This window comes from Pseudomonas tritici (assembly GCF_014268275.3).
Lineage (GTDB): Bacteria > Pseudomonadota > Gammaproteobacteria > Pseudomonadales > Pseudomonadaceae > Aquipseudomonas > Aquipseudomonas tritici.
Map to the genome: position 1 here is coordinate 2975813 of NZ_CP077084.1, position 26742 is coordinate 3002554.

General features: G+C 59.0%; 27 protein-coding genes. 11 read left to right on the top strand and 16 right to left on the bottom strand.

All coding sequences use genetic code 11. From position 1 onward, the window contains the following. Nucleotides 1-14 precede the first annotated feature (14 nt). The 3 genes from pepN (at nucleotide 15) to HU722_RS13265 (ending at nucleotide 4521) form a co-directional block, all read left to right on the top strand. Nucleotides 15-2672: an aminopeptidase N gene (pepN, locus tag HU722_RS13255; RefSeq protein ID WP_065889701.1), complete on the top strand. Its 2658-nt coding sequence runs from the start codon at nucleotides 15-17 to the stop codon at nucleotides 2670-2672. 80 nt (nucleotides 2673-2752) lie between these two features. After that, nucleotides 2753-3856, top strand: a complete 1104-nt coding sequence (gene zapE, locus HU722_RS13260) for a cell division protein ZapE (protein ID WP_065881584.1) — start codon at nucleotides 2753-2755, stop codon at nucleotides 3854-3856. Nucleotides 3857-4029: 173 nt separating this feature from the next. Then, nucleotides 4030-4521 carry a GNAT family N-acetyltransferase gene (locus HU722_RS13265; protein ID WP_065876383.1) on the top strand — a complete coding sequence of 164 codons (492 nt, stop codon included), beginning with the start codon at nucleotides 4030-4032 and terminating at the stop codon, nucleotides 4519-4521. Between the two features lie 97 nt (nucleotides 4522-4618). Here HU722_RS13265 and HU722_RS13270 read toward each other — a convergent pair whose 3' ends face one another. The 4 genes from HU722_RS13270 to HU722_RS13285 form a co-directional block, all read right to left on the bottom strand. Further along, entirely contained in the window at nucleotides 4619-4822 is a 204-nt protein-coding gene (locus tag HU722_RS13270; RefSeq protein WP_065881583.1) for a hypothetical protein, read from the bottom strand. 151 nt (nucleotides 4823-4973) lie between these two features. Further along, a complete protein-coding gene (locus HU722_RS13275; protein WP_065881581.1) occupies nucleotides 4974-7199 on the bottom strand; it encodes a TonB-dependent siderophore receptor in 2226 nt (741 codons plus the stop codon). 114 nt (nucleotides 7200-7313) lie between these two features. After that, nucleotides 7314-9071, bottom strand: coding sequence for a phosphoethanolamine transferase CptA (locus HU722_RS13280; RefSeq protein ID WP_065876380.1), 1758 nt, complete (start codon nucleotides 9069-9071; stop codon nucleotides 7314-7316). A gap of 160 nt (nucleotides 9072-9231) precedes the next feature. Further along, complete coding sequence (locus HU722_RS13285) at nucleotides 9232-9411, bottom strand: DUF6026 family protein (RefSeq protein ID WP_139113268.1); 180 nt, start codon at nucleotides 9409-9411, stop codon at nucleotides 9232-9234. Between the two features lie 270 nt (nucleotides 9412-9681). On the opposite strand from HU722_RS13285, the gene gnd reads away from it, so the two are divergent. The 3 genes from gnd to HU722_RS13300 are packed head-to-tail and all read left to right on the top strand — an operon-like array spanning nucleotide 9682 to nucleotide 13006. After that, on the top strand, nucleotides 9682-10665 hold the full coding sequence (gene gnd, locus HU722_RS13290) for a phosphogluconate dehydrogenase (NAD(+)-dependent, decarboxylating) (protein ID WP_065876379.1): 984 nt from the start codon (nucleotides 9682-9684) through the stop codon (nucleotides 10663-10665). Then, nucleotides 10662-12185, top strand: a complete 1524-nt coding sequence (zwf, locus tag HU722_RS13295; RefSeq protein WP_065876378.1) for a glucose-6-phosphate dehydrogenase — start codon at nucleotides 10662-10664, stop codon at nucleotides 12183-12185. Before gnd ends, zwf begins: the two co-directional genes overlap by 4 nt. Next, nucleotides 12182-13006 (top strand): Cof-type HAD-IIB family hydrolase, encoded by an 825-nt coding sequence (locus HU722_RS13300; protein ID WP_065876377.1) that lies wholly within the window; start codon nucleotides 12182-12184, stop codon nucleotides 13004-13006. The genes zwf and HU722_RS13300 overlap by 4 nt, the downstream gene beginning before the upstream one ends. A 66-nt stretch (nucleotides 13007-13072) precedes the next feature. On the opposite strand, the gene HU722_RS13305 is transcribed toward HU722_RS13300, so the two are convergent. Further along, entirely contained in the window at nucleotides 13073-13333 is a 261-nt protein-coding gene (locus HU722_RS13305) for a hypothetical protein (protein ID WP_065881580.1), read from the bottom strand. 343 nt (nucleotides 13334-13676) lie between these two features. On the opposite strand from HU722_RS13305, the gene HU722_RS13310 reads away from it, so the two are divergent. Then, entirely contained in the window at nucleotides 13677-15002 is a 1326-nt protein-coding gene (locus tag HU722_RS13310) for a sigma-54 dependent transcriptional regulator (RefSeq protein WP_065876375.1), read from the top strand. Nucleotides 15003-15087: 85 nt separating this feature from the next. Here the strand turns inward: HU722_RS13310 and fapF are convergent, their stop codons facing one another. From fapF to HU722_RS13345, 7 genes are all read right to left on the bottom strand, one after another. After that, a complete protein-coding gene (fapF, locus tag HU722_RS13315) occupies nucleotides 15088-16392 on the bottom strand; it encodes a fibril amyloid transporter FapF (RefSeq protein WP_065876374.1) in 1305 nt (434 codons plus the stop codon). A gap of 49 nt (nucleotides 16393-16441) precedes the next feature. Beyond that, nucleotides 16442-17185: a fibril amyloid subunit FapE gene (gene fapE, locus HU722_RS13320; RefSeq protein ID WP_065889705.1), complete on the bottom strand. Its 744-nt coding sequence runs from the start codon at nucleotides 17183-17185 to the stop codon at nucleotides 16442-16444. Between the two features lie 38 nt (nucleotides 17186-17223). Continuing rightward, the gene (fapD, locus tag HU722_RS13325) at nucleotides 17224-17904 is read right to left on the bottom strand and encodes a fibril amyloid maturation endopeptidase FapD (protein ID WP_065876372.1); all 681 of its coding nucleotides are present in this window, start codon (nucleotides 17902-17904) and stop codon (nucleotides 17224-17226) included. Between the two features lie 75 nt (nucleotides 17905-17979). Next, a complete protein-coding gene (gene fapC / locus HU722_RS13330; protein ID WP_065881575.1) occupies nucleotides 17980-18717 on the bottom strand; it encodes an amyloid-like fimbrin subunit FapC in 738 nt (245 codons plus the stop codon). Nucleotides 18718-18784: 67 nt separating this feature from the next. Further along, nucleotides 18785-19336, bottom strand: a complete 552-nt coding sequence (fapB, locus tag HU722_RS13335) for a fibril amyloid subunit FapB (protein WP_065876370.1) — start codon at nucleotides 19334-19336, stop codon at nucleotides 18785-18787. Next, entirely contained in the window at nucleotides 19336-19785 is a 450-nt protein-coding gene (gene fapA / locus HU722_RS13340; RefSeq protein ID WP_225930689.1) for a fibril amyloid chaperone protein FapA, read from the bottom strand. The genes fapB and fapA overlap by 1 nt, the downstream gene beginning before the upstream one ends. A 327-nt stretch (nucleotides 19786-20112) precedes the next feature. Next, nucleotides 20113-21108, bottom strand: a complete 996-nt coding sequence (locus HU722_RS13345; protein WP_065910619.1) for a FecR family protein — start codon at nucleotides 21106-21108, stop codon at nucleotides 20113-20115. A 143-nt stretch (nucleotides 21109-21251) separates the two neighbouring features. Here HU722_RS13345 and HU722_RS13350 point away from each other — a divergent pair, with 143 nt between their 5' ends. Both HU722_RS13350 and HU722_RS13355 read left to right on the top strand, forming a co-directional pair. Next, nucleotides 21252-21521 carry a PepSY domain-containing protein gene (locus HU722_RS13350; RefSeq protein WP_065910618.1) on the top strand — a complete coding sequence of 90 codons (270 nt, stop codon included), beginning with the start codon at nucleotides 21252-21254 and terminating at the stop codon, nucleotides 21519-21521. 473 nt (nucleotides 21522-21994) lie between these two features. After that, nucleotides 21995-23032: an Ldh family oxidoreductase gene (locus HU722_RS13355; RefSeq protein WP_186754623.1), complete on the top strand. Its 1038-nt coding sequence runs from the start codon at nucleotides 21995-21997 to the stop codon at nucleotides 23030-23032. Between the two features lie 34 nt (nucleotides 23033-23066). On the opposite strand, the gene HU722_RS13360 is transcribed toward HU722_RS13355, so the two are convergent. Beyond that, nucleotides 23067-23387 (bottom strand): ElaB/YgaM/YqjD family protein, encoded by a 321-nt coding sequence (locus HU722_RS13360; protein ID WP_010172915.1) that lies wholly within the window; start codon nucleotides 23385-23387, stop codon nucleotides 23067-23069. Nucleotides 23388-23550: 163 nt separating this feature from the next. Here HU722_RS13360 and HU722_RS13365 point away from each other — a divergent pair, with 163 nt between their 5' ends. Then, nucleotides 23551-23805: a hypothetical protein gene (locus tag HU722_RS13365; protein ID WP_049708634.1), complete on the top strand. Its 255-nt coding sequence runs from the start codon at nucleotides 23551-23553 to the stop codon at nucleotides 23803-23805. Here HU722_RS13365 and HU722_RS13370 read toward each other — a convergent pair. After that, nucleotides 23777-24691, bottom strand: a complete 915-nt coding sequence (locus HU722_RS13370; RefSeq protein WP_186754622.1) for a LysR family transcriptional regulator — start codon at nucleotides 24689-24691, stop codon at nucleotides 23777-23779. The two genes, HU722_RS13365 and HU722_RS13370, sit on opposite strands and share 29 nt — an antisense overlap. An 82-nt stretch (nucleotides 24692-24773) precedes the next feature. Between HU722_RS13370 and HU722_RS13375 the strand changes: the two genes are divergently transcribed. Then, nucleotides 24774-25700, top strand: a complete 927-nt coding sequence (locus HU722_RS13375) for a carbon-nitrogen hydrolase family protein (RefSeq protein WP_065876364.1) — start codon at nucleotides 24774-24776, stop codon at nucleotides 25698-25700. A gap of 22 nt (nucleotides 25701-25722) precedes the next feature. Here the strand turns inward: HU722_RS13375 and HU722_RS13380 are convergent, their stop codons facing one another. Then, nucleotides 25723-26274 carry a GNAT family N-acetyltransferase gene (locus HU722_RS13380; protein ID WP_065876363.1) on the bottom strand — a complete coding sequence of 184 codons (552 nt, stop codon included), beginning with the start codon at nucleotides 26272-26274 and terminating at the stop codon, nucleotides 25723-25725. A 5-nt stretch (nucleotides 26275-26279) separates the two neighbouring features. Beyond that, nucleotides 26280-26741, bottom strand: a complete 462-nt coding sequence (locus HU722_RS13385; RefSeq protein WP_025857294.1) for an LEA/WHy family protein — start codon at nucleotides 26739-26741, stop codon at nucleotides 26280-26282. Nucleotide 26742 lies beyond the last annotated feature (1 nt).

The following is a 26742-nucleotide window of genomic DNA, read 5'->3' on the forward strand; positions in this document are numbered from 1 at the left end:
AAAGGATGCCACCCATGCGCACCGAACAACCGAAGATGATTTACCTGAAGGACTATCAGGCGCCGGACTACCTGATTGACGAGACGCACCTGACCTTCGAGTTGTTCGAGGACCACAGCCTGGTCCATGCGCAACTGGTGATGCGCCGCAACCCGGAGCGCGGCGCCGGTTTGCCGCCGCTGGTGCTGGATGGCCAGCAACTGGAGCTGTTGAGTGTCAACCTGGCCGATCAGGAACTGACGGCCGATGATTATCAACTGACCGACAGTCACCTGACGGTGCATCCGCAGAGTGCGACGTTTACCCTGGATACCACGGTAAAAATCCACCCGGAAACCAACACCGCCCTGGAAGGCTTGTACAAGTCCGGCAGCATGTTCTGCACCCAGTGCGAAGCCGAAGGCTTCCGCAAGATCACTTACTACCTTGACCGCCCAGACGTGATGAGCACGTTCACCACCACGGTGATCGCCGAGCAACACCGCTATCCGATCCTGCTGTCCAACGGCAACCCGATCGCCAGCGGCCCCGGCGAAGACGGCCGCCACTGGGCGACCTGGGAAGACCCGTTCAAGAAGCCTGCCTACCTGTTCGCTCTGGTGGCCGGTGATTTGTGGTGTGTTGAAGACACCTTCACCACCATGACTGACCGCACTGTGGCGCTGCGCATCTACGTCGAGCCGGAAAACATCGACAAGTGCCAGCACGCCATGACCAGCCTGAAAAAATCCATGCGCTGGGACGAAGAAACCTACGGCCGTGAGTACGACCTCGACATCTTCATGATCGTCGCGGTGAACGACTTCAACATGGGCGCCATGGAAAACAAGGGCCTGAATATCTTCAACTCCAGCGCCGTGCTGGCCCGCGCCGAAACCGCCACCGACGCCGCGCACCAGCGGGTGGAAGCGATCGTTGCCCACGAATACTTCCACAACTGGTCGGGCAACCGCGTGACCTGTCGTGACTGGTTCCAGCTGTCGCTCAAGGAAGGCTTCACGGTATTCCGTGATTCGGGCTTCTCGGCTGATATGAACTCGGCCACGGTCAAGCGCATCCAGGATGTGGCGTACCTGCGTACCCACCAGTTCGCCGAAGACGCCGGCCCCATGGCTCACGCCGTGCGCCCGGACAGCTTTATCGAAATCTCCAACTTCTACACCCTGACGGTGTACGAAAAGGGCTCGGAAGTGGTCGGCATGATCCACACCCTGCTCGGCGCCGAAGGCTTCCGTAAAGGCAGCGACCTGTATTTCGAACGCCATGACGGCCAGGCTGTGACCTGCGACGACTTCATCAAGGCCATGGAAGATGCCAACGGCGCCGACCTGACTCAGTTCAAACGCTGGTACAGCCAGGCCGGTACGCCACGCCTGGCGGTGAGCGAGTCCTACGACGCAGCGGCCAAGACCTACAGCCTGACCTTCCGCCAGAGCTGCCCGGAAACCCCGGACAAGGTAGAGAAACTGCCGTTCGTGATCCCGGTGGAATTGGGCTTGCTGGACGGGAAGGGCGCGGGTATCGCCTTGCGCCTGGCCGGTGAAGCGGTTGCGGGCGGCACGTCGCGTGTGATCTCGGTGACCGAGGCCGAGCAGACCTTCACTTTTGTCGATATCCCTGAGCAGCCTTTGCCTTCGCTGCTGCGCGGTTTCTCGGCGCCGGTGAAGCTGAGCTTCCCGTACAACCGCGATCAACTGATGTTCCTGATGCAGCATGACAGCGATGGCTTCAATCGTTGGGATGCCGGTCAGCAGCTGTCGGTGCAGGTGTTGCAGGAGCTGGTTGGTCAGCATCAACAAGGCCAAGCGTTGAAGATGGATCAGCGCTTGATCACCGCGCTGCGCAGCGTGTTGAGCGACGAACGCCTGGACCAGGCGATGGTGGCGGAAATGCTATCGTTGCCGGGTGAAGCCTACCTGACCGAAATCAGCGAAGTGGCGGATGTGGATGCCATCCACGCCGCCCGTGAGTTTGCGCGCAAGCAACTGGCCGACAACCTGCATGAAGAACTGTGGCTGCGCTACCAGGCCAATCGCGAGCTGTCCAAGCAAACGCCGTATGTGGCTGCGGCTGAGCATTTTGCCCGTCGCGCGTTGCAGAACATCGCGCTGTCGTACCTGATGCTCAGCGGCAAGCCGGAAGTCCTGGCCGCGACGCTTGAACAGTTCGACAGCAGCGACAACATGACCGAGCGCCTGACCGCACTGGCGGTGCTGGTGAATTCGCCGTTCCAAGCGGAGAAGGCCCAGGCGCTGGCCGTGTTTGCCGAAAACTTCAAGGACAACCCGCTGGTCATGGACCAGTGGTTCAGCGTTCAGGCCGGCAGCACCTTGCCGGGTGGGCTGGCGCGGGTCAAAGCGTTGATGGAACACCCAGCGTTCACGTTGAAGAATCCGAACAAGGTTCGCGCCTTGATCGGCGCCTTTGCCGGGCAGAACCTGATCAACTTCCACGCAGCGGACGGCTCGGGTTATCGCTTCCTGGCGGACTTGGTGATCGAGCTCAATGCCTTTAACCCGCAGATCGCTTCGCGCCAATTGGCGCCACTGACCCGTTGGCGTAAATACGACAGCGCGCGCCAGGCGCTGATGAAGGCGGAGTTGGAACGCATTCGTGGCTCTGGCGAGCTGTCGAGTGATGTGTTTGAGGTGGTCAGCAAGAGCCTTGCCTGAGTCACTGCACTGAAGGAAAAAACGGCCTGTCGGGCCGTTTTTTACGGCTGTAGATTTCTCCGTAGGTCATAATGGCGGGCATGACTTCTGACTCGCCCCTCGCTGCCTACCAATACGCCATTGCCCAACAGGGCTTCGTTGCCGACGACGCCCAGCGTCGCGCGGTGGACGCGTTACAAACCTGCCATGAAGCCCTGCATAAAGGCCGCACGCCGATCACCGGCGTATACCTATGGGGCCCGGTCGGCCGTGGCAAGACCTGGCTGATGGACCAGTTCTATCAAAGCCTGCGGGTGCCCGCGCGACGCCAGCATTTTCATCACTTCATGAAGTGGGTGCACCAGCGACTGTTCCAGCTGACCGGCACCCACGATCCGTTGCAGGCGCTGGCCCGGGAGCTGAGCGCGGAGGTGCGCGTGCTGTGCTTTGACGAGTTGTTTGTGAGTGATATCGGTGACGCAATCATTCTCGGGCGCTTGTTTCAAGTCATGTTCAAGGAAGGCGTGGTGATGGTGTGCACCTCTAACCAACCGCCTGACCAGTTGTATGCCGATGGCTTCAACCGCGATCGACTGTTACCGGGCATTGCGGCGATAGAGCAGCATATGCAGGTGGTCGCGGTGGATGGCGCTGAGGATCACCGTTTACACCCAGGCGTTGGCATTCAGCGCTATTGGGTGAATCAGCCCGACGCGCTGGCAGATGTGTTCAGACAGTTGGCCCCAGGGCAGGCGGTGCATAGCGGACCGGTCGTTGTCGGGCATCGTTCCATCGTCGCCGTGCAGTCTTGCGACACCGTGCTCTTGTGCCGCTACGCCGACCTGTGCGAGCAACCTCTGGCGGCGATGGACTTCATGTTGCTGTGCGATCGCTTCAAGGCGATCCTGCTGGGCGAGGTGCCTGACCTTAGCGCGCAACAACGCCCGGGCCGCATAGCCCGTGGCACCGAAGACGGGGCCCAGCGCATAGCGGCCGGGGATCGTGAATTGCCGCAGCTGTCGGTGCGTGATAACGGCGTACGTCGGTTCATTGCTTTGGTGGATGAGTGCTACGACCGCAGGGTGCCTTTGTATGTGGAGGCTCAAGTGCCGTTGGAGTGCCTCTACACCGAGGGTTACCTGGAATTTCCTTTCCGCCGCACCCTGAGCCGCTTACGAGAGATGCAGTTGCAGCGTTACGGCTGAAGCGTGTGCGAAAAGATCCGCAAATGAATGATTCGCGCTTTTTTACCGGCGCAACCTTCGCGTTTTCAAACGCATATTTGTAGTTAATCTCCTTCAGCAGGCGGTGCTTCCACGCTTACAATTGGGCCTCTCAAAGGGAACCGAATCCCTTGTTGCCGTTATCGAGGAAGGAAATGGACACCCCTGACATCCTGGTGCTGCAAGCCAGCTACACCAACGCCGTGCATGCCGAAGCCATTTCGCTGGTGCTCAACCATTACGCCGAAGATCCGATGGGGGGTGGGCACAGCCTGGACCCGGATTTGCTAGCGCAACTGCCGGCCGAATTAGCCAAGCGTGCGCACGCGTTCAGCGTGTTGGCGTTTGTGAATGGAGAGCCGGCGGGGTTGGTGAATTGTTTTGAAGGTTTCTCGACCTTCGCCTGTCGCCCATTGGTCAACGTCCATGACGTGGTGGTAATGGATCAGTTCCGTGGCTTGGGCTTGAGTCAGAAAATGCTGCAGAAGGTTGAGGAAATCGCCCGTCAACGCGGTTGCTGTAAGATTACCCTGGAAGTGCTTGAGGGCAATGAAGTAGCGAAGGCCGCGTACCGCAAGTTCGGATTTGATGGCGCTAAGTTTGATCCCGCGTATGGCGCCATGTTGTTTTGGAATAAGTCGCTGTAAAAAACAGGGGTTTGACGGGCAATTAAAAAGGCGCCATTACATGGCGCCAAGTTAATCTTTGTCAACGGAGCGGAATGATAAAGAGTATTACAGTACATCAACTTTTTGGTTGCTGTGCGTCATCGCTTTTCGAGTTTTTTACATCGCTGGAGGCCGTTTGCTCGGTTGTGCCGTGCGCCTTGTCCTGCATGAAATTAAAGTTAGCGTAAAACTCTTTGGAACGCTCTGAACCGCCTTCGGCAAAGGCGGCGGCGGAACTCAAGGTCATTAAGCCAGCAAGCATCAGCGTCGAGATTTTCATTGTCGGTATTCCCATAAAGTGTGATCGGTGTCTGTTCTCTTGGATCAGACTCGTGGGGCCGATTATGTGCAGGGTGGATTAAGCGAAGCTTAACGGGATAGCCGCCAACCTTAACGATTTTGTTAAGCTTGGCGGTCATATAAGCTGTATTTTAAAGCTTCCAATCCAGCGCAAGCGTGATAGCGCGCGGGTCGCCCCAATAAACGCCGTTATAGAAGCCGACGCGTTCGTAATATTTTTTATCAAATAGATTATTGACGTTGATCGACGCCGAAACGTGTTCGTCGAACTGGTAGCGGGACATCAGGTTGACCACTGCGTAGGCCTGCTGGATGATTTTCGCCCGTTCGGTGACCAGCCGATTACCGACACGTTGCCCTGTAGGCCTGTCGCTGAACTCATAGATATCGCTCTGCCAGTTGACGGCCCCCCCCACCGTCAGGTTTCGCCACGTCCCCGGCAAACGGTAGGCGCTGGACACCTTCAGCAAATTCAATGGCTGCCCGGTGTTGTTGCGCTTGTCCGAGCCATTAACGGAGTGGGTGTAGGTGTAGCCCGCCGTCAGGTTCCAGTCCGGCATCACTTCGCCGGCAACCTCCAATTCGAAGCCGTTGACCTTGTTACCTTTGCCGCCGGACTTGTAGTACTCCTCACCCGTGGTCGGGTTAGGCAGGGCCGATTCATCCCGCTCAGCGACGTTGTCCTGTGTGCTCCAGAAGTACGCTGCCGCCACGTTCAAGCGTTCTTTCAGCAAACTTCCCTTGAGACCCACCTCATAGTTGCTGCCCACCACCGGTTCCAGGTACTTGCGGTTGACGTCCTTGAGGCTTTGCGGCTTGAAGATGTCGGTGTAGCTGGCGTAGACGGTGTATTCCGGCGTGATGTCGTAGAGCAGGCCGGCGTAAGGCGTCCACAGGTCATTGTGGGTCTGGCGAGTCTTGTTGGCCGCGATCAACTGATCATCGTCACCGTATTCGGGCGTCGCGCTCTCCAACGCCCAACTGCCATAGCGGCTGCCCAGTACGGCGTGCAAGCGCTCGGTGAGACTCAAGCGCGTGGCCAAGTAGCCGGCTTTCTGTTGCTTGCTGCTGTGTTCACCCTTGAGGTCGGTAACGGTGTCGCCGAACTTGCCAATCCCGCCCATGTATTTCCAGTCGTCGATCGTGTAGTAGCCACCTGGGATGCTGCTGCGCATCACTGGGGACACGTCGCGCTGCGTGGCCTCGCCATAACCCATCATCAGTGCATGTTCGCGGCCCAGCAACGCGTAGCTGCCGGCAAGGTTGAGGTCGACAGCTTCCATTCTTGAGGTGCCACGCATGTGGCTGGCCCAGGCAGTCATGCCGCTGCGGTCGTCATTGGGGAAACCCGCGCCGCCGTAGTACACCTTGCCATCCGTGTCGCTCTGGCGATGGGTATAGGCTGCCTTTAAATGCCAATCACCGCCCAGCCGATGATCGAGGCTGGCGAAGGTTGTCTTGTCGGTCAGCGGCCAGGAACTCCAGTGCGCCGCCATATTGGTCGAGCGCGACAGACCGGCCTTGCCACCCTGGCTATTCCAGTAAGGCACGGTGCCCCAGGACGTGCCTTGCACTTGCTTGTTCTGGTAATCAAAACCTACGGCCAGTACGGTTTCGTCTGATAAATCTGCTTCAAGAATGCCGTAGCCAACCGCCCGTTGCAGCGCGTAGTTATCACGCAAGGATTGGCTGTCGCGGTAGGCCAGCACCGTGCGCCCGCGCAGCTTGCCGTCGAATGCCAGCGGACCGCCCACATCCATGTAGCTGTAGTAGTTGTCGTAGCTGCCGGCCTTTACCCCGGTTTGCGCCTGCCATTGAGCGGTAGGGCGCTTGCGCACCATATTGACCGTGGCGGAGGGGTCGCCGGCGCCGGTGGTCAAGCCGGTGGCACCACGAACCACCTCGATGTGGTCGTAGATGATGGTGTCGGCATCGGATTTCATGTAGCCAAAGGTGTTGAGCATCCCATCAATCTGGTAGTTGCTGATGCCATAACCACGCGAGGAGTAGGAGACGCGGTCGGAGTCGTTGTGCTGAACGTTGACCCCCGTGGTCTGGCGCAGCACCTCTGTCAACGTATTGAGATTGAAATCATCCATCTGCTGGCGAGTGATCACCGAGATCGACTGCGGGGTTTCCTTGACGGACAGGTTAAGGCGGGTGGCGGTACTCATCGAACCGGTCGTGTAGGCGCCCGTGTGTTCAGTGGTGGCGCCAAGGCTTTCGGCGGTGATGCTCGTGGCGCCCAGTTCGAACGTTTTCTGTTCGGGGTCGGTTTCAGCCAACAGATCCGGGCTCGCGACCACGCTGAAGAGGCCGAGGGTGAAGGTCATGGAGCGGGTAAGAGGCGCAAACATCGCAGAAGACTCCTTGTCGTCTTTTTGGCCTTTCCGGTCGGGAAAGGCCATGGTTCAAAGACGAAAGGAGTGGGCGAACTTTAGGCTTAAACGAGAATGATTGTTATCTTTCTGTTACGGCGCCGGCTGTTCCTGGAAGACTACGTCAGCCGGGCTTACCTTTTTCGGCTTGATCAGGCTGAAGTCAATCAGGGGTTTTTGTTGGCGCAGGTAGGGGTTGCCTATCATCTGCGGGCGTGCCGTGAAGCTGTCGCTCACCAGGCTTTTCGTACGGTCCAACTCGTTGAAACTCAGGCCGGCGAGGTCGGCCCACGTATGAATCAGCTGCGAGCTGCTGTAAGGCCGTTGCAAGTCGCCGGCAAAGCTCCAGTCGTGGTTTTCACGCCATTTTGGTGAGGCGTAGGCCATGAACGGAATGGTGTACATCGGCGCCGTCGGCTTGCTTTCGTTGCGTCCCAGCGTGCTGTGGCCCGCCGAGTCGAACACGTCTTCGCCGTGGTCCGACAAGTACAGCAGGAAACCGTTTGGATCGGTCTTGGCGTAGTCCTTGATCAGGCTCGACACCACAAAGTCGTTGTAGAGCACGGCATTGTCATAGCTGTTGTAGGTGGGCAGTTGATCGTCGGTCACCCCAGCCGGCACGCCCTGGCGGTCGGTGAATTTATCGAAGGTCTGCGGGTAGCGATACTGGTAGCTCATGTGGGTGCCCAACAGGTGCACCACGATGAACTTACGCTCGGCCGGGTCGGCCAGGGCCTTGGAAAACGGCGCCAGTACGTCGCCGTCGTATTGACGGGCGTTCTGGTTGCGGTTGTTGTTCAGGTACACCTGCTCGTCGGCCTGTTCGGAAAAGGTCGTGAGCATGGTGTTGCGCTTCGTCATGGTCTGTTGGTTGGTGATCCAGTAGGTCTTGTAGCCGGCCTGTTTCATCACGCTGACAATGGATGGCGTCTTGAGGTACAGGTCCGGGTTCTCTTCGTCAGCGAAGGTCAATACCTGTTGCAGCGCTTCGATGGTGTAGGGGCGCGGGGTGATGACGTTGTCGAACACCGCCAGTTGGTCGCGCAGTTTGTCCAGCTCCGGCGTGGTGTTACGCGGGTAGCCGTAGAGGCTCATGCGCTGACGGTTGGTGGACTCGCCGATCACTAGGACCAGGGTTGATGGCTGGCCGGCCATGCTGTCCTTTAGGTTTGTGAGGGGCGGGATCTGGCTGGCGCTGTCGAGCATGCCTTGCATGTTGTCCAACTGCTCGGTGTAGCGGCGGTAGGCGACGATCATCTGCCACGGCACCGCGGGTTCGATGCGCGATTCAAAGCGGTCGATGGCATCGTCCATCGTGTCGCTGCGGGCGATCTGCTTGACCAGCGGGTAACCAATGACGCCCACCAGGATCGCCGTGGCTGCGAGCAGCGCCTGGCCACGTGGCAGATACACCGGGCGTACGCGGGTCCATAGGAAAATGGCCACGGCGGTGTGGGCGATGAACGCAAGCACGATCCACCAAGCGAAATATTGGGTGGCGTATTCACCGGCTTCAGAGATGTTCGACTCGAACATGATGAAGATGACGCTTTGGGAAAATTCCTGCTGGTAGATGAAGAAATAGCCCAGGCTGGCCATGGAGCAGGCCCACAGGACTACACCGATCAAGGCGGCGAACAAGCGTGTACGGCGGGGGAATATCAGCAGTGGCGCCAGCCAGATCGCACTCATGAAGAACGCTTGGCGAAAACCACTGAAACCAGAGGTGCCACTGAGCTGAATCAGCAGTTGGGTAATACCCGAGAAGTACCAGAAAAACAGGAATAGCCAGCCAAGACCGGCCCAATCAAAGCTTTTCGCAGACTTGGTGCTGCGTTCGAACATCGCCATCCAGCGCTCCAACCCGATAATTTTTCAGTCGACGCGCAGGGCTGCGCGCAACAGAGGCCACCCTTGCATGGGGTGGCCCTTCGGGCGGGAGTATCGGGAGGGACGTGTGAAAACTTTGTGAGATTTTTGTAGGTGTAATCTTACAAAGTGATGACGGGGTTTAGCAGAGCGCCGGCTGGGCGCCGGAAGGCTGATCCAACTGGGCCTGGATGATGTGCGAACGCAGGCGTATGACTTCCTGCTGCAGTTGTTCGCGTTCGTCTTTCAACTGGCGCAGCTCGTCGCGTCGAATGGTGACGTAGAGGGTCTGTGGCGGACGGTTCATCTGTGCAGTGCTCATTGCTTACCTCGCAAATAGCCAGTGTGTCGCGGTGTGCCAGAACGCTTGAGTCGAGGTTCTCGGCAGCAGTCAGGGCAATTCTGAATTCTTTTTGCGAGCAATGGAACTTTTTTATTTTTGAAGGTCGTGTGACTTTTTGTGCAGTGATGCTGAAATGATGGCAAATTTTTTGTCATGAAACTACAGGTATCCGCGCTGGACTAACCCTCATTAGCCTCATTGCGCTATAAACTATGTCACACATTTTTTAGTAGTTAGGAGCATCAGCACATGCAACTGGGGATTATTGGACTAGGCCGCATGGGCGGGAATATTGCACGGCGCCTGATGCTCAATGGGCATACCACCGTTGTTTACGACCGTAACGAAGCATTTGTAAAAGGCTTGAGCGAAGAGGGCGCCACTGGCGTTGCTGACCTTAAGGCCCTGGTTGCCGGGCTGCAAAAGCCACGCACCGTGTGGGTAATGTTGCCGGCAGGCGCGCCTACCGAAGACACCATCAACGAACTGAGCACACTGCTGGAAGACGGTGATGCAATCATCGACGGCGGCAACACCAACTATAAGGACGACGTTCGCCGGGCCAAGGCGCTGGCGGAAAAAGGCCTGCACTATGTCGACGTCGGTACTTCCGGCGGCGTCTGGGGCCTGGAGCGTGGCTACTGCATGATGATCGGTGGCGATACCGGGACCGTGCAGCGCCTTGATCCTATCTTCAAGAGCCTGGCCCCGGGCCTGGGCAACATTCCGCGCACCAAGGACCGTTCTGCCAGCGCTGACCCTCGCGCCGAGCAGGGCTATATCCACGCCGGCCCTGCGGGCTCCGGGCATTTCGTCAAGATGATCCACAATGGCATCGAATACGGGATGATGCAGGCGTTCGCCGAGGGTTTTGACATCCTCAAGACCAAGAATTCGGAAAACCTGCCGCAAGACCAGCGTTTCGACCTGAACGTTGCCGATATTGCCGAAGTCTGGCGCCGTGGCAGTGTGGTGTCGTCCTGGCTGCTGGACCTGACCGCCGACGCCTTGGCCACCGACCCGAAACTCGACGGTTACTCCGGTTCCGTTGCCGACAGTGGCGAAGGCCGCTGGACCATCGAAGCCGCCATGGAACAAGCCGTGCCAGTGCCCGTACTGTCCACCTCGCTGTTCGCCCGATTCCGCTCGCGCCAGCAGAGCACGTACGGTGACAAAATGCTCTCAGCCATGCGCTTCGGCTTTGGTGGTCACGTGGAGACTTCCAAAAAATGACCGCCAACGGCAAAAAAACCAAGGCCGAACCCGCACCTCCGACCACCTTGTTTCTGTTTGGCGCCCATGGCGACCTGGTCAAGCGCCTGCTCATGCCGGCGCTGTACAACCTCAGTCGTGATGGGCTGCTGGGCGACGGCTTGCGCATCGTCGGCGTTGATCACAACGCGATCAGCGACGCCGATTTCGCCAAGAAACTCGAAGACTTCATTCGCACCGAAGCGGCGAGCAAGGTCAAGGGGAATGCGGATAACGCCCTGGACCCACAATTGTGGGCGCAGTTGGCCAAGGGCATCAGCTACGTCGAGGGTGATTTTCTCGACGACAGCACCTACGCCGACATCGGCAAGAAGATCGCCGACAGCGGCACCGGCAACGCGGTGTTCTACCTGGCCACCGCACCGCGTTTTTTCAGCGACGTGGTGCAGCGCCTGGGCAGTGCTGGCCTGCTGACGGAAACCGATGACAGCTTCCGTCGCGTGGTGATCGAAAAACCTTTCGGCTCCGACCTGGCCACCGCCGAAGCGCTGAATGCCAGCCTGCTCAAAGTGATGAGCGAGAAGCAGATCTATCGCATCGACCATTACTTGGGCAAGGAGACGGTGCAGAACATCATGATCAGCCGTTTCTCCAACGTGCTGTTCGAAGCGTTCTGGAACAACCATTACATCGACCACGTGCAAATCACCGCCGCCGAAACCGTCGGCGTTGAAACCCGTGGCAATTTCTTCGAGAAGACCGGCACCCTGCGCGACATGGTACCCAATCACTTGTTCCAACTGCTGGCAATGGTGGCGATGGAGCCACCTGCCGCCTTTGGTGCCGACGCCGTGCGCGGTGAAAAAGCCAAGGTGATTGGCGCCGTACGCCCCTGGTCATTGGAAGATGCGCGGACCAACTCGGTACGCGGGCAGTACACCGCCGGTGAAATCGGCGGTAAGCCACTGCCGGGTTACCGCGAAGAAGCCAACGTTGCACCTGACAGCAGCACTGAGACCTTCGTCGCCCTCAAGGTGATGATCGACAACTGGCGCTGGGTCGGCGTGCCGTTCTACCTGCGCACCGGCAAGCGCATGAGCGTGCGCGACACCGAAATCGTGATCTGCTTCAAGCCGGCACCCTATGCACAGTTTCGCGATACCGAAGTCGATGAGCTCAAGCCCACCTACCTGAAAATCCAGATCCAGCCGAATGAAGGCATGTGGTTCGACCTGCTGGCAAAAAAGCCCGGGCCGACCCTGGACATGGCCAACATCCAGCTGGGTTTTGCCTACAAGGACTTCTTCGAGATGCAGCCCTCGACCGGGTACGAAACGCTGATCTACGACTGCATGACCGGCGACCAGACCTTGTTCCAGCGTGCGGACAACATCGAAAACGGCTGGCGCGCCGTGCAGCCCTTCCTCGATGCGTGGCAGGAAGATGACGGGATCCAGGCCTACAAGGCGGGTGAAGATGGGCCTGCAGCCGCCGATGCGTTGCTGGCCCGTGATGGCCGTGCCTGGCACAGCCTCGGATGAGTGACGCAGCGATTCATCCCATCCGTTTTATCCTCAGTGATGTGGACGGCACGTTGTTGCATCCTGATCACAGCCTCAGCCAGCGCACTGCCGATGCCGTGCGCGCCTTGCGCGACAGTGGGGTGTTTTTCAGCCTGGCCAGCGGGCGACCGCCCAAGGCCATGCTGCACCTGATCGAAACCTTCGGCATCGATGTGCCGGTGGCGGGCTTTAACGGTGGCACGCTGATCAACCCGGATGGCAGCATCCTGGTCGCCCACCATCTGCCGGCAGAAGCGGCGCTGGTCACCCTGGCGCTGTTTTCAGCGGAGCCGGAGGTGGAAGTGTGGGTGTTTGCCGATGGCGACTGGCTGCGCCGTGACCCGCCAGGGCCGATGGAGCAGCGCGAAGCCGATGGTCTGGGATACGGGCCGGTAGTGGTGGAGAGTTTTGAGCCGTACCTGGACCGGATCGACAAGATTGTCGCTGCCAGCAACAACACGCAATTGCTGGTGGAGCTGGAAGCGCAGCTGCAGCCCAAGGTGCAGGGGTTGGCCCAAGTGTCACGCTCGCAACCGGTGTACCTGGATGTCACCGCGATGTTGGCCAACAAGGGCGAGGCCTTGAAAACCCTGGCGGCGCACCTTGGGGTCCCCTTGGAGCAGACGGCGGCTATCGGCGATGGTGGCAATGACCCGGCGATGTTTCATGTAGCCGCGTTATCGATTGCCATGGGGCAGGCTGAAGAAACCGTCAAGCGCCAGGCCAGTGTGGTCACTGGCAGCAATCTCGAAGACGGCGCTGCCGAAGCGATCGAGCGGTTTATTCTCGCGAAGCGATAAGCGGTTTTCGCTCTAACACTGAACTTGCGCTCATTTAAACCGATGAGCGCAAGTTACAGCGTTGGATTACTTGGGCATTGCCCAGGATTGCAACTGATGGCCATCTTTATCGAGCTCGGCACGGGCTTGCAACAGCAAGTTTTCCAACTGCGTCGGGTCGGTATAGGCACTTGAGGACAGTTGTTTGCTGCCGATGCGGGTATTGGTGCGGTCGATGACACTCAGGCTCAGGGCGCCGTTGCCATCGTGCCAAGCCACGCACTGAAAGGGTTGGAAGGCACGGTCTGCGATCAAAAGAGCTTCGTTGATGCGGAGCGGGGCGTTCATGTGGGTTCTCTCTCATTGCCCATTCAAGTGAGTGCCGGCGGTTGGGCTGACCGTGCGGCGGGTTACTTGTACTGATGCACGATGGCCGGGTACGGGTCACATATTAGAACAACTATTTTCAACATTTAGTGATTAACGTCATGTAAGCGGCTGTTTTGAAAGCTGATTGAAAGTTTCAGCGTCGCGTAACTTTTATCGGCTCGAACGCAAGGAGATGGCTTTCTGCCCAGACTTATAGCGAAACGTTACAAGGACTGCGTCAAGACCTTGCTAGGGTTAGCAACAGACGTTCCAAACTGTTGTTTCTAAATAAATTTAATGATTTTGACGCCAAGGAACAGTCATGGGTGGACCCCCCGTTCAACGCCGATTGCTAGTAGTTGATCCTTGTGATGACTGCCACGGGCTGCTGCCCGGTTTGCGCACGGCGGGGTGGGAAGTCGACAGTTGCAGCTTGGACGCGGTGGGCGACCGATCCTGCGACGTCGGCCTACTGCGCTTGCAGCCCGCTCACCTGGAACGACCCGAAGCCGTCAAAGAGCTGATCGGCCGCAGTGGGACCGAGTGGATCGCCGTGCTCGACCAGGATGTGCTACGGCTGCAGAACTTCGGTGACTTTGTCTGCGAATGGTTCTTTGACTTCCATACCTTGCCCTTCGACGTCGCCCGCGTGCAGGTGACCCTGGGCCGTGCCTTTGGCATGGGACGGTTGCGGGGCAAGGGCCATACCCCGGTGGACGAGCCCGAGCACGAATTGCTCGGTGACAGCCGGCCCATTCGCGAACTGCGCAAATTATTGTCGAAACTGGCGCCTACCGAATCTCCCGTGTTGATTCGAGGCGACAGCGGCACCGGCAAAGAGCTGGTGGCCAAGACCCTTCATCGCCAATCCCAGCGGCATGCCAAGCCGTTTGTGGCGATCAACTGCGGTGCGATCCCTGAACACTTGATTCAATCCGAATTGTTCGGCCATGAAAAAGGTGCGTTCACCGGCGCCCATCAACGCAAGGTCGGGCGAATCGAGGCGGCCAATGGCGGCACGTTGTTCCTGGATGAAATTGGCGATCTGCCGATGGAGCTGCAAGCCAATCTCTTGCGGTTTCTCCAGGAAAAGCAGATCGAGCGGGTCGGCGGCAGCCAGCCGATCCCGGTGGATGTGCGGGTATTGGCCGCCACCCACGTCGACCTGGAAGCCGCGGTGGAGAAGGGCACCTTTCGCGAAGACTTGTATTACCGCCTCAATGTCCTGCAAGTGGTGACCGCACCGTTGCGCGACCGCCATGGCGACATCGCGATGCTGGCCAACCACTTTTCACGTTTCTACAGTCAGGAAACCGGTCGTCGCCCGCGTAGTTTCAGTGATGACGCCCTCGTCGCGATGGGCGAGCACTCTTGGCCTGGCAATGTGCGCGAGTTGGCCAACCGCGTACGCCGCGGGCTGGTGCTCGCCGAAGGACGCCAGATCGAAGCCGTTGATCTGGGGTTGCACGGCCAGCAGGCAATTTCGCCGCCCATGGCTACACTGGAAGACTATAAGCACCGCGCCGAACGCCAGGCGCTGTGCGACGTGCTCAATCGGCACAGCGACAACTTGAGTGTGGCGGCCCGTGTACTGGGCGTTTCCCGGCCCACGTTCTACCGGTTGCTGCACAAACACCAGATCCGCTAGGGCGGGTAAACCGAAAAGCCCCGCAACGACCCTTATCGTTGCGGGGCTTTTCCTTGTGCGCTGTATTTACTTGGGCTGCGTGGTGTCAGAAGTAGTACGGGAATTTCAGGCTAAACGTAAAGTCCGGCGCATCATCCGTCATCCCGATCGCCAGGTTAGGCACGATCGTCAGGTTTTCCGTCGCCGCAATCGTCATGCCCACGTTGAAGTAACCCGCGTTGGCATCGCTGGACACCACCGACTGCCAGTCCCCACCGTTAGGCTTAAGCTTGCTCTTGCGCTGGATCAGGTCGGACACCGAGAACGACATACTCATCTTCTCGTTCAGCGCGAAGGCCACACCAAGGCCGAGCTGGAAGCTGTCACCCAGGCTGACCTTGCCGCCGACCTTCTGGTTGACGTCACTGCTGATATCGTCAAACGACTCCTCGAAGTTATGGGTATACGACAGCGAGCCAAACAGCACGGCCGGGTCGAACGTCTTGACCAGCGAGATACCCGGCGTGATCGACCACACCCCGTTACCCGTAGGCAGGTTTTCCGGCACATACAGGTTGTCGTTGGCGGTAGACCGCACCAGCTTGATGCCAAACGGTTCTTTGCCCGTAGGCGCTTTGACGCGTACCGACACCACGGCATCCGGCAGGGTCGGGGTTTCGTCGAGGAACTTGTAGGCCACACCGAAGTTGACGTCGCCGATGGTCGGGTCTCGACTCACCGATTCTTCCGAGGTGGCGTTGGCGTTGTTGCCGGCACCGCCGGACTGGTAGGTCGATTCGCGGTACACCACCGGCACGTTCACGTCGAACTGCCAACGGTTGTCGACGTTGTAGCGGCCGGTCAGGTCCAGGGTCCAGTTATCCGACTTGATCCGGTCCAGGTTGATATTGCCCAGGAAGATCGAGTCCAGCGCCAGGAAGCCGTTGAGCGTAAGTTGGCGAGCGTCGTAGCGCGCATAGGTCACACCGGTTTCAAAGCTGAACTTGCCATTGCCAAAAAAGCCGCTGGCCTCGTTGTAGAGGTTGCTCACGCTTTGCGCCGGCGCCGAATCGTCCTTGAGCGACTGACCGTAGGAACTGCCACCACCTCCCGCACCGCCTGATGCCGCTGCCGCGCCGGTACCGGCGACAGTTGTGCCGCTGGCCTTCTGAAAGTCTGCCGGGGATTTGGCCAGGCGTTTGGGCGCCGGTGTGGCCGGTTGGTCCTCGACTTGACGAACCCGCTGCTCCAACACCGCCAAGGCTTTTTGTTGTACTTCGTACCGCTGCTTGAGTTCCAGAAGTTCCTGTTTGAGGGTTTCGATATCGGCGTCTGGCGCGGCATACAACATGGATGCGGGCAAGAGCGTACTTAAACAGACCACCGCGCGTAGCGATAACGATCGATGCATGAAATAAGCCGTCCTTTTCTAATGCGAAAGTGTCGAGGGTCAGCGTAGTTCAATACCCGAGAGTACGTAGGCCTTTGAGTTGGTCCAGATTGCAGTTCAATGCCGGGTTGGTCAGGCCGTTGTTCATCACCACATTGAGCTGGGTCATGTTGGTGACGAAGTTTCTATCGCCGGTCAACACCGTGCCTTGGAGCACTTGCCCGCCGCCAATCTGCTGGAGGCTGTTGCCCTGGTTATGATTGCCTTGGATCGCCATCTGCAAGCCGCCATTGTTGGCCGATACGCTCACACGGCCGGCCGCGCTGTCGCCGCTGACTGTGCCACCTGCCACCAGCACTTGCCCCGATTGCACGATGTTGGACGGGGCGAAGCCATTCTCTGTGACGTTGATACCGACATTGTTGTAGGCGGTGTTGCCATCGCCGGCGGTGCGTACGCTTTGGGTCACGCCCGTGCCGGTGCCCAGGCCTGCGCCCCCGACCACGTTACCGGTGCCGGTATTCTGGTGGGTGCCCGTGCCGGACGAGCCGGTGGTCTGCACGTAAAACTGCGGTGTGAGGGTGGACGAGTCGACTTGCATGCTGGCCTTGCCGGTGATGGTGTCGCCTATGGCATTGGTCCAGGTGCTGCTCATGACAATACCGAAACTGATAATCCGCCCCGGCATCACATACCGGCCGCGCAGTTCGGCCATTTCCGAATCCTTGAGCTCAATCGGCTTGAACCCCGATGAAGCATAAGCGGGCATTGAGGCTGCCAGACACAAGACCGTCAGCCAACGGGAAGTGTTCATCTCTTGCTCCTGGAGCGTCCTGCCCCTTGTTGCGCTTCTTAGAAGAAGTCGCTCTGGATGAAACCGAAGTCCATCAGCTCGGCATCGCCTACGGGCCTGAACTCATTCAACTGGTTCTTGGCGGTCAGTGGCGTGGGCGGGTCAAGCAAGGCGTTGGCCTTGTCGTAGCCTTCACCCAGCACGGCGAAGACGATGCCATTCCAGCCTTTGACGAAGTCGTCGTGTGAATAGCGCTTGTGGCCCAGCACTGGGTCACCGACATAGACCCACTCCTTGTCCGCGCGCTGCAACACCACGAAGTGCTTGTAGCCACGAATTTCCAGCAACACCACCACGGGGATCTTCACGGTCGCCAGGGTATCTGGCCCGATTTTGTAGCCCCGGGCACGCATGCCGATGCTTTCGAGGTAGCGCTTCATGTCCAGCATGGAAAAGCCCTGGGTACGTACCAGGTCCTGGTCTGCATTGACCAGCATGCCTTTGATGACGTGGTCTTCGTCTACGTCGAGCCAATAGCCCTGGCGCAGGATGGTGGCGAGTGCCGCAGCACCGCAGCTGAAATCGGTTTTCTGTTCCACCAGGTTGGCGAACCGGCGTTCACGGATACTCTCGACCTTTTTGTAGATGACTGCACCGCCAGGCATGGCGGAGATCGCCATGGTGCCTGCCCAGGTAGGGCCGGTGAGCAGCATCAAGAGGCTGAGGGTTGCTAAGCGCATGATCGTATGACCTGCTGGGTACTGATACAAAAACCAGGAAATAAAAAAGGGCCTTGTTGCCAAGGCCCCGTTGGATCAGAAGCGCACGCCGCTGGCGCAGACGCTGCAACCCTGGCCGATCGACAGGCTGTTGCTGCCTTGGTTGCCGGCACCGGATTGAAGGTTCACACCCACGTTGCCGGAGTTGCGGTTAATCGAGTTGTCGGCGCTGGAGTTGTTCGACACGTATTGAGGTTTGCCGTAATGGCCGTACCCGCTAGCGGCGGTATTGAGGTAGTTGTTGGCGAGCGAGTTTTGCTCGGTGTTGGCGGCGGCTGCGATGTTTTTGCCATCAGCCGTGGTGATTGCCAGGTTGTTTTTGCCTTGGTTGCCTTGACCGGCCTGGCCGTTGTAGCCCAGGTTGCCGGAGTTACCGTTAGCCGATCTATCCAAGGAGGCGTTGTTTTGAGTGCCTTTGTTGACGAAGTTGTTCAGGCCGCTGTTTTGATTCACATCGACTACGGCAAACACGGTGGCGAAGTCGCCTTTGGCGCTGGAGATGGCGCCAGAGTTGTCTGCCTGGTTACCGCTGCCGGCTTGAACGTTCACACCGACGTTACCGCTGTTCCCGGTTACCGAGTCATCGGCAGAGGCGTTATTTTCGGTTTTGGTGTCGTCGAACTTGTTGCCCGCGCTGTTTTGTACATCCGTAACCACGGCGGCAACAGTACCGGTTGGCTGAGGCGCTGGGTGCCAGCCACCAGCTTGAGCGGCGGCAGCCATGAGTGCGGCGAGAGCGAAAACCATTGGTTTCAGAGCCATTTGAGGTTTCATGGTGTTTCTCCTTGCTTCTAATTAGTTGGTTAAGTGTTGGTACGGTCTAACGTGTGCTACCAAGCGGTTACTTGATAGTGATGCCCAGGGTGTTAGCCACTCGGTTCCCCACCCCTGCACTCTGGTTCACCTGAATCACTCCTCGGCTGCCGGTGAAGGCCTGGTCGCTTGTCACGACCTGGCGGCTGCCAGTGGTGGGGGTGAGCCCTGAGTCGGTTGCCAGCGTCGTCGTGTTCTGTTGCAACAGGACGCTGTCGTCGATGCTTTGCGGGCCAGGGTTGATGCTGATCCGCACGGCATTGATTGATTGGTTATTGGCCCCGGCGGACTGGTTGATGCCCACCATGCCGTTGCCATTGGTAAAAGAAGTGCCCTCGATCGACGCCTTGGCGTTCAGGGAGGGGTCGACCTTACCGTTCATGTTCTGGATGTTGCTGGTGGTGGCCTGGCCACCGAGTGCGACGGCACGGTTGTTGGCCATCTGCTGCTGATTGCCCGCCGCCTGGTTGATCATTACGTTGCCGTTGTAGTCTTTGCCGCTGTTGTTGATCACCGCGGTGTTGTCGGCCATGGCCGCCGCGCTGCCCAGCAGGGCGAGAAGCAGCAGGGAACGTTTCATTATTTGCCCCCCATCATGCTGCCGATATTGTTCAGAGGGGCCATGCCACGCTGGATCGAATCGCTGATCTGCCCGCCCACGGAGGCGCCTGCACCATGGCTGACGGCGGCGCCGGAACCGAGTGTCGACACGCTGCCTTGGGTATTATTCAAACCGGGGATGTTGCCGTTTGGGATGATGGCGTGGGTGATGCTTGAGCCGCTGCTGATGACACCGATGTCCATGTCACTGAGCTCGCCGGTGGACCCCAGGATCTCGCGGCTCGGGTTGGCATTGGCGGTGGAGGGGTAGGGGTCTTTGCCAAATGCAGATCGGCCATACATGTGGCCCTGTACGTCGCGGCCAGTCACGATAACGCCGTCACCCGCATAGCTCGGAACACTGAGGCCGGCACTGAGTGCACAGCTGATCAGCAAAACGTTCATCGAACCTTGAGTGAATGTATTCACGGCGGCATTCCTTATTCTTCGCGCTGACCCTAAACAGCGCTGTAAGGGATAGAGCAGAAGCCGTGCCGCTTTTTATTTAGCCTTGGTATTCAATGTGTTATGGGAATTGATGGGCAAAGTGATGGCATCGCTGTTTCATCCATGAAACAGCACCCTGCGTGGGCCCACAGGCTTAGCCACTGCGCAAACGCTTCACTGGCTGTATCAGCGCTGTAACAACACGCATGACAAAACGGTGAATGCGCTGAGCACGGGCGATTCAGGGCAGGGGGGTGTTAAAAAAATGGACACTTGTGGCGCGACAGCGCCCAGGCGAGCAGGCAGGGGTCAGCCTTTGGGTGTTTTACGCGGAATAGAATTGAGTACGGGGTTGCCGTCCTGGTTCTGGGTCAGGTACACCGGCAAAACCTTGGGCAGGGAGGGAATGAGGTTATTGACCTCATCAATGTTGTAGATACCACCGATGCGTATTGCACCGGTCGTGGCGTCGGCCAGCATCACCGGTTTGCTCAGGTAGCGGTTGATCAGCGGCAACGCGTCGGCCAGGGCCAGGTTGTCGAGGATCAGTTTGCCCTGGCGCCAGGCCAGCGCGGTGTCATTGGGGTTGATCGTGCGCACGCGTGGCGTGGCATCACCCTGCTGGTAGCTGGCCTGCATGCCGGGTGTCAGGGGCACGCTTCCGTGGACCTGGTCGCTGGCAATCTGCACCGAGCCTTCGAGCAACATCACCCGCACCTGGTCTTCATATTTCCAGACGTTGAACTGGGTACCCGTGACACGCACCTGGCCATTGCCTGCGTGCACAATGAACGGATGGGCGCTGTCATGGCTGACCTTGAAGAACGCTTCGCCTTTTTTCAGCGTGACCCGACGTTGGTCCTTGTAGTTGCTGTAGACCAACTCGGTACCCAGGTTGAGTTCCACCTGGCTGCCATCGTCGAGGATGACCTGGCGCAGGCCATTAGCGGCCTCGAAGCGCTCATAGGAACTGGGCAACCAACCGGCTTCCCAGCCAGTGAAGGCGGCCAGAGGCAGGGCGCCCAGGCAGATCGCCGCAGCCACCGCATAGAGGCGCGACCGGCTAAGGGGCTTGAACGGCACCACCGTCGGTGTGGTGTCGTGGCGTGGCAGGTGGTCCGCAACGTCCCAGATCTCCAGCATTGCCGCGTATTCGAAGGCGTGCAGCGGGTGCGAATCGTGCCATTGGGCAAAAGCCTGACGCTCACTCGCGGTGCAATCACCCGCGTGCAGGCGCATGCACCAATGCGCGGCGGCGTCGGTGATGGCGTCATATTCGGCTTCTGAAATGGACTTTTCGCTCATTAACTCATCCTGATTTCTTACATTCTAACCTCCCAGGGTGGACCGCGAGAACAGCCATCATGGCGATTGCACATCAATTGGAACTTATTCTCGTTTGAAAGCACCTAAGAAATTCAGGACATTTCCCACAATGGAGTACGAAAATGCTGAAGAAAACCTTAGTCGCTTTGTGTGCAACCTCTGCGCTGCTCAGCGCCGGTGCAGCCCTTGCCGATAAGCCGGGGGCAGGTTGGATCCCGATCGAGAAGGCGATTGAAGTCGCCAAGACCAAAGGCGGATACGTCGAGGTGTACGCCGCCGAGGCAGACGACAATGGCTACTGGGAAGTCAAAGGCCGCAAGTCTGACGGCACCGTGTATGAAGCCCGCATTGATGGCGCCTCGGGCAATATCCTGCGCGACCAGAAAGACTGATACCCCCCTCGGGGGCCTGTTCAGGCCCCCGGACCCAGCTTGCACACACGCCAACGGGGCAGATTGTCCAGGCCTCTCAATACCCATTTTTCGACGGCCACAGACGGCTCACGGCTTTGACGCCCGGCGTCGGTGTCGGTACCGGTATCGGTGTAGTCATCAGCTGCTCGAGATCCTTCAGGGTCAAGCCCAGCGCGCGCGCTGTCTGAAGAGTGTTTGCGAGTGATCGGGCGCAGGAATTCATCGAAAAAATACGCAGGAGTTACGCTTGCAATGGGTTGCTCTCTCAGCACCAGGGGGCTGTCTCGAGCGCAAGATTAGGCAGCGATGGTGCCGTTGCAGCGCTAGATAACGGATGCAAACACAAGTGCTCTGGCAAACGTTGATTGACAGCAGGCGCACGCCGCGTTGTTTAATCACAGGCTCGAGTCTCCCGTCTTGTCGCCCCTTCCAATCATAATTCGGAGCTTCAGATGTCTACGCCGTCCAAGGTCGTTGAGAGTTCCAATGTCTCCATTAGCTTCAGTGCGCTGGTGGCCTTGTTGCAACAGGTCTTTGAGCGCCATGGCACCTCGCCTGAGGTGGCTGCGATCCTCGCCCACAATTGCGCCAGCGCTGAACGCGACGGCGCCCATAGCCATGGCATTTTTCGTATTCCCGGTTATCTCAGTACCCTGGCCAGCGGCTGGGTGGATGGCCATGCGGTGCCGCAGGTTACCGACGTGGCCTCGGGGTTTGTGCGGGTAGATGCCGCCAACGGCTTTGCCCAGCCGGCCCTGGAAGCTGCCCGTGCACTGCTGGTGGAAAAAGCCAGGAGTGCCGGGATCGCCTTAATGGCGATCCATAACTCCCATCATTTCGCGGCCTTATGGCCGGATGTCGAACCGTTCGCCGAGCAGGGGCTGGTGGCGTTGAGCGTGGTCAACAGCATGACCTGCGTGGTGCCCCACGGCGCCGACCGCCCGCTGTTCGGCACCAACCCTATCGCCTTCGCAGCCCCACGCGCCGATGGTTTACCTATCGTATTTGACCTGGCCACCAGCGCTATCGCCCATGGTGACGTGCAGATTGCCGCGCGCAAAGGGGAGCGTTTGCCTCTGGGCATGGGCGTTGATGGGTTGGGTCAGCCGACTCAGGACCCAAAGGCGATTCTTGAAGGGGGCGCCCTGTTGCCGTTTGGCGGGCACAAGGGGTCGGCGCTTTCGATGATGGTCGAACTGCTGGCCGCGGCGTTGACCGGCGGGAACTTCTCGTTTGAATTCAACTGGTCCGATCATCCTGGAGCGCGTACGCCATGGACAGGGCAGTTGCTGATTGTGATCGACCCCAGCAAGACCGCAGGGCAGAGCTTCGCCGAGCGCAGCCAGGAGCTGGTGCGACAGATGCATGCGGCGGGGTTGCGGCGTCTGCCGGGAGATCGGCGGCACCGGACGCGGCTCAGGTCCGAGCAGGAAGGGATCGTCTTGGACGCTGAGGAGTTGCAAGGCCTGCGGGCTTTGGCCGCCGGCTGAGCGGGCTGCGCCATGGGCGCAGCCTTTTTATACATCAGTTGCGACGACCCAACAGCAGGCCTACCACCAGGCCAAAGCCTGCGGAAATCGCAACGGTCTGCCAAGGGTGGCCACCGATGTAGGTTTCGGTGGCATCCACCACTGGCTTGCTGCGTTCGCGCACGTTGGACACCGAATCCAGCGCCTGCTTGAGCTTGATGGCGACCTGTTCGCGCAGGGTTTCGCCTTCTTCGCCTACCAACGACGCGCTGCTTTTGAGCAGTTTGTCCGATTCTTCGATCAGCGCCGTCAGTTCACTGAACGCTTGATCCTTGATTTGCTCTTCGACGGCTTGGGCGGCAGATTTGCGGGCCATTGTGTGACTCCTTGCAGGTGAATGTGACAGTGAACAATGGAGTGTCGGGCGTTGGTAAAAGTTGCAGTTTTTTTGCCTGCACCCACTCCCGAGCAAAATCCGAATCAGGATGTTTCGACCTACAGTGTAAGATGTCGTCTATTTGTACAGCAGGAAATTCAACATGAGCTTTAATCTCGCCAACAAGACCCTCGCCGAACGTGCCGAGCTGGAAGATGAAAAGTCGCGCCTCTATGACCTGTGGCAAAGCAACCTGGGCAAGGCCAAGGGCGAGGCCGCGCGGTTGTTCGGCGAACGCGCCAAGCGCAAGGGCAAGTGGGCCGAGTGGGTGCGTGCCGAGCTTGACGGTATGTCGCCGCCAGAGTTTTCCAACATGGTGCGCAGTGAGGTCAACAAGTTGATGGCGGCGACCAAGTAAAGCTCGCCACAATCGCTTCACGCACTTTCAGTAACAGCGGATCGAGCTGCGCCTGGGTTCGCCAGCCCAGCTCGATCGGGTAGCGCGGCAGGGCCAGCGGGCACGCCAGTACGCGCAAACCGGTCATCGCACCGATGACTTCGGCGGCGTGGCCGGGAATAGTCGCAACCGCCTGGCTGCCCTTGAGCAAAAACGGCAGCGCGGCGAAGTGGCTGGTAGACGCACACACCTGACGACTGAGGCCCTGCGCCGCCAAGCCCTCGTCGGTAATCCCGATAAACCCGCCTGACGACACCAGCACATGCTCGCGGGTGACGAACTCGTCCAGGCTCATGCTTGGCTGGTCGGCGTCCACCAGGCAGCGATAATCACCTTCCCCCAACACTTGGCGACTCAGCCTGCTGTGCGCGAACCCGCCTGCGGTAATCGCCAGGTCCAACGTGCGCTCAAGCAGCGCTCCGGCCACGATCTGGCTGTGGGTCTGACGGAAAATCACCCGCAGTCTTGGTGCGCGTCGGGTAATTTCATCCATCAGCCGTCGGCCGTAGGCTATTTCGAAGTCATCGGACAAACCCAGCACCACGGACCGACCTTGATACTGCTGATTGTCCGGATTAACCATGGCCAGGCTCTGTCGGCAGCGGTCCAGCGCTTCACTGATCAGCGGTTTCAATTGGTTCGCCCGCAAGGTCGGCGCCAGGCCGCGTCCGGTACGCACGAACAATTGATCGCCATATACCTCGCGCAGGCGACGCAACCCTGCGCTGATGGCCGATTGTGTGACGCCCAGGCGCAATGCCGCGCGGCTGGCGCTGGACTCATCATGCAGGGCTTCGAAGGTTTTCAGCAGGTTCAGGTCGACCTGGGCGATATTCATTTGGCTCATATCATTCAGCAGTGAAGAGGGCTTTATTCATGATCGAGGCTGGCGGGAGAATGGGCAACCCCCTGACTTCGGAGTGATCGTGATGCCTGTATCGACTGTAGCGGCCCTGCAAATTGGCTCCTTGCCGGGTGGCAAGGCTGAAACCTTGGCGCAGATTCTCGCCTATGAAGACGAAATATCGCGCAGCGGCGCGCAATTGGTGGTGATGCCCGAGGCATTGCTGGGTGGCTATCCCAAAGGCGAGGGCTTCGGCACGCAGCTGGGATATCGCTTGCCCGAGGGGCGGGAAGCCTTTGCCCGATATTTTGCCAATGCCATCGATGTGCCGGGCGCCGAGACCGAAGCGCTGGCCGGCCTGTCGGCGCGTACCGGTGCCAGCCTGGTGCTTGGCGTGATCGAGCGCAGTGGCAGCACGTTGTATTGCACGGTGTTGTACTTCGAACCGGCGGGTGGCTTGGTCGCCAAGCACCGTAAATTGATGCCTACCGGCACCGAACGACTGATCTGGGGCAAGGGCGATGGCTCAACCTTGCCGGTAATCGATACGGCAGTCGGGCGCATCGGCGGCGCGGTGTGTTGGGAAAACATGATGCCGCTGCTGCGCACGGCGATGTACGCCAAGGGTGTGGAAGTGTGGTGCGCACCGACAGTGGACGAGCGTGAGATGTGGCAGGTGAGCATGCGCCATGTGGCTCATGAGGGGCGCTGCTTTGTGGTCAGTGCGTGTCAGGTGCAGGCTTCGCCCGAGGCGCTGGGGGTGGCGGTGGCCAACTGGCCGTCGGAGCGTCCGTTGATCGCGGGCGGCAGCGTGATTGTCGGGCCGATGGGCGATATTTTAGCGGGGCCTTTGCTGGGTAAGGCGGGGTTGTTGACGGCGCAAATCGATACGGCTGACCTGGTGCGAGCGCGGTATGACTATGACGTGGTGGGGCACTACGCCCGGCCGGATGTGTTCGAGCTGACGGTGGATGAACGAGCGAAGCCGGGCGTGCGCTATATCACGGACTGAAACGCGGTAGAAAAATGGGTTTTCATTGGCTGAGGGATTTGGATTTCAGCCATTCATCGCGGGTCATTTCCCAGATGTCTTTTGGGAAGCTGCCCTCGACAAACTCGCCTTTCTCCGTCCTGATCAAACGCATGCCTGTGCGTTCGGAGATGCGCCGCGATCCCCGGTTAGGCGCGGCCTTGGGCACGCGCATCACCGGGCGTTTAAGCACACCAAACCAGTAGTCGGTCACCGCCGCGCTGGCTTCACTCATCAACCCTTGCCCCTGCCACTGTGGGCCGAGCCAGAAGCCTCGGTTGTTGTCCTGCTCATCCATCAAGCTGACATTGCCGATCAACTGCTCCGGCGCGCTTTTCAAGCGGATCGACCAGTGCCATTCCTCGCCACGGGCCATGGCGGGCAGGGCGATCTGTTCCAGGTAAGCGTGTGCACCATTGGCCGGGTAAGGCCACGGCACCAGGGCGTTCAGGTAGCGCACCACTTGCCAATGGGGGAACTGCTGTTGGATTCCCTCTGCATCGTCGAGGGTCAGCGGGCGCAGGATCAGGCGGTCAGTCAGCAATACAGGCTGCATGGCGTTTACCAGGTCACCGTATTCGGGAGGTCCAGCGTGCCACGGTCGACAAAGCGCATCGTACCGAACAAGCCACCCGCCAGTTTGCCCCGCAGCACGTAGGGCAGGTTGTTCAAGCTTTGGGTTTGGCTCAGGCCCAAGGTCTGGCGCAACACGGAAAACGCCGAAACACTCACCGGCACCATCAGCACCGTCTCGGAAAACCGAGGGATAGACCCGCTCTGATCACTCACCCCAGACGCCAACGGCCGTCCATTGACCTCCAGGTCCAGGGCCACGCCGTTGTAGTCAATCGCCGTTTCATTGGGGTTTTGCACCCGCAGCTTCACGGCAAAGCGTACTTCCAGATCCTGGCTTTGCAGGGGTTCGATGCCCACCACGTTGATGTTCACCGGGTCGCGATTGGGGAACAGCGCGCAGGCGCTCAGGGTCAGCAGCAGTAGCGATAGAACCATGAGCTTGCGCATA

Excerpts from the sequence above, each read along its gene's own strand:
- HU722_RS13365 (WP_049708634.1), top strand. The coding sequence starts at position 23,551 with ATGAGCTTTAATCTCGCCAACAAGACCCTCGCCGAACGTGCCGAGCTG.
- HU722_RS13270 (WP_065881583.1), bottom strand. The coding sequence starts at position 4,822 with ATGAAAATCTCGACGCTGATGCTTGCTGGCTTAATGACCTTGAGTTCC.
- HU722_RS13345 (WP_065910619.1), bottom strand. The coding sequence starts at position 21,108 with ATGAGCGAAAAGTCCATTTCAGAAGCCGAATATGACGCCATCACCGAC.
- HU722_RS13300 (WP_065876377.1), top strand. The coding sequence starts at position 12,182 with ATGAGTGACGCAGCGATTCATCCCATCCGTTTTATCCTCAGTGATGTG.
- HU722_RS13360 (WP_010172915.1), bottom strand. The coding sequence starts at position 23,387 with ATGGCCCGCAAATCTGCCGCCCAAGCCGTCGAAGAGCAAATCAAGGAT.
- zwf (WP_065876378.1), top strand. The coding sequence starts at position 10,662 with ATGACCGCCAACGGCAAAAAAACCAAGGCCGAACCCGCACCTCCGACC.
- HU722_RS13350 (WP_065910618.1), top strand. The coding sequence starts at position 21,252 with ATGCTGAAGAAAACCTTAGTCGCTTTGTGTGCAACCTCTGCGCTGCTC.
- HU722_RS13385 (WP_025857294.1), bottom strand. The coding sequence starts at position 26,741 with ATGCGCAAGCTCATGGTTCTATCGCTACTGCTGCTGACCCTGAGCGCC.
- HU722_RS13380 (WP_065876363.1), bottom strand. The coding sequence starts at position 26,274 with ATGCAGCCTGTATTGCTGACTGACCGCCTGATCCTGCGCCCGCTGACC.
- HU722_RS13355 (WP_186754623.1), top strand. The coding sequence starts at position 21,995 with ATGTCTACGCCGTCCAAGGTCGTTGAGAGTTCCAATGTCTCCATTAGC.
- HU722_RS13370 (WP_186754622.1), bottom strand. The coding sequence starts at position 24,691 with ATGAGCCAAATGAATATCGCCCAGGTCGACCTGAACCTGCTGAAAACC.
- HU722_RS13310 (WP_065876375.1), top strand. The coding sequence starts at position 13,677 with ATGGGTGGACCCCCCGTTCAACGCCGATTGCTAGTAGTTGATCCTTGT.
- fapE (WP_065889705.1), bottom strand. The coding sequence starts at position 17,185 with ATGAACACTTCCCGTTGGCTGACGGTCTTGTGTCTGGCAGCCTCAATG.
- HU722_RS13265 (WP_065876383.1), top strand. The coding sequence starts at position 4,030 with ATGGACACCCCTGACATCCTGGTGCTGCAAGCCAGCTACACCAACGCC.
- gnd (WP_065876379.1), top strand. The coding sequence starts at position 9,682 with ATGCAACTGGGGATTATTGGACTAGGCCGCATGGGCGGGAATATTGCA.
- fapF (WP_065876374.1), bottom strand. The coding sequence starts at position 16,392 with ATGCATCGATCGTTATCGCTACGCGCGGTGGTCTGTTTAAGTACGCTC.
- zapE (WP_065881584.1), top strand. The coding sequence starts at position 2,753 with ATGACTTCTGACTCGCCCCTCGCTGCCTACCAATACGCCATTGCCCAA.
- pepN (WP_065889701.1), top strand. The coding sequence starts at position 15 with ATGCGCACCGAACAACCGAAGATGATTTACCTGAAGGACTATCAGGCG.
- fapD (WP_065876372.1), bottom strand. The coding sequence starts at position 17,904 with ATGCGCTTAGCAACCCTCAGCCTCTTGATGCTGCTCACCGGCCCTACC.
- HU722_RS13275 (WP_065881581.1), bottom strand. The coding sequence starts at position 7,199 with ATGTTTGCGCCTCTTACCCGCTCCATGACCTTCACCCTCGGCCTCTTC.
- fapC (WP_065881575.1), bottom strand. The coding sequence starts at position 18,717 with ATGAAACCTCAAATGGCTCTGAAACCAATGGTTTTCGCTCTCGCCGCA.
- HU722_RS13375 (WP_065876364.1), top strand. The coding sequence starts at position 24,774 with ATGCCTGTATCGACTGTAGCGGCCCTGCAAATTGGCTCCTTGCCGGGT.
- HU722_RS13280 (WP_065876380.1), bottom strand. The coding sequence starts at position 9,071 with ATGGCGATGTTCGAACGCAGCACCAAGTCTGCGAAAAGCTTTGATTGG.
- HU722_RS13285 (WP_139113268.1), bottom strand. The coding sequence starts at position 9,411 with ATGAGCACTGCACAGATGAACCGTCCGCCACAGACCCTCTACGTCACC.
- HU722_RS13305 (WP_065881580.1), bottom strand. The coding sequence starts at position 13,333 with ATGAACGCCCCGCTCCGCATCAACGAAGCTCTTTTGATCGCAGACCGT.
- fapB (WP_065876370.1), bottom strand. The coding sequence starts at position 19,336 with ATGAAACGTTCCCTGCTGCTTCTCGCCCTGCTGGGCAGCGCGGCGGCC.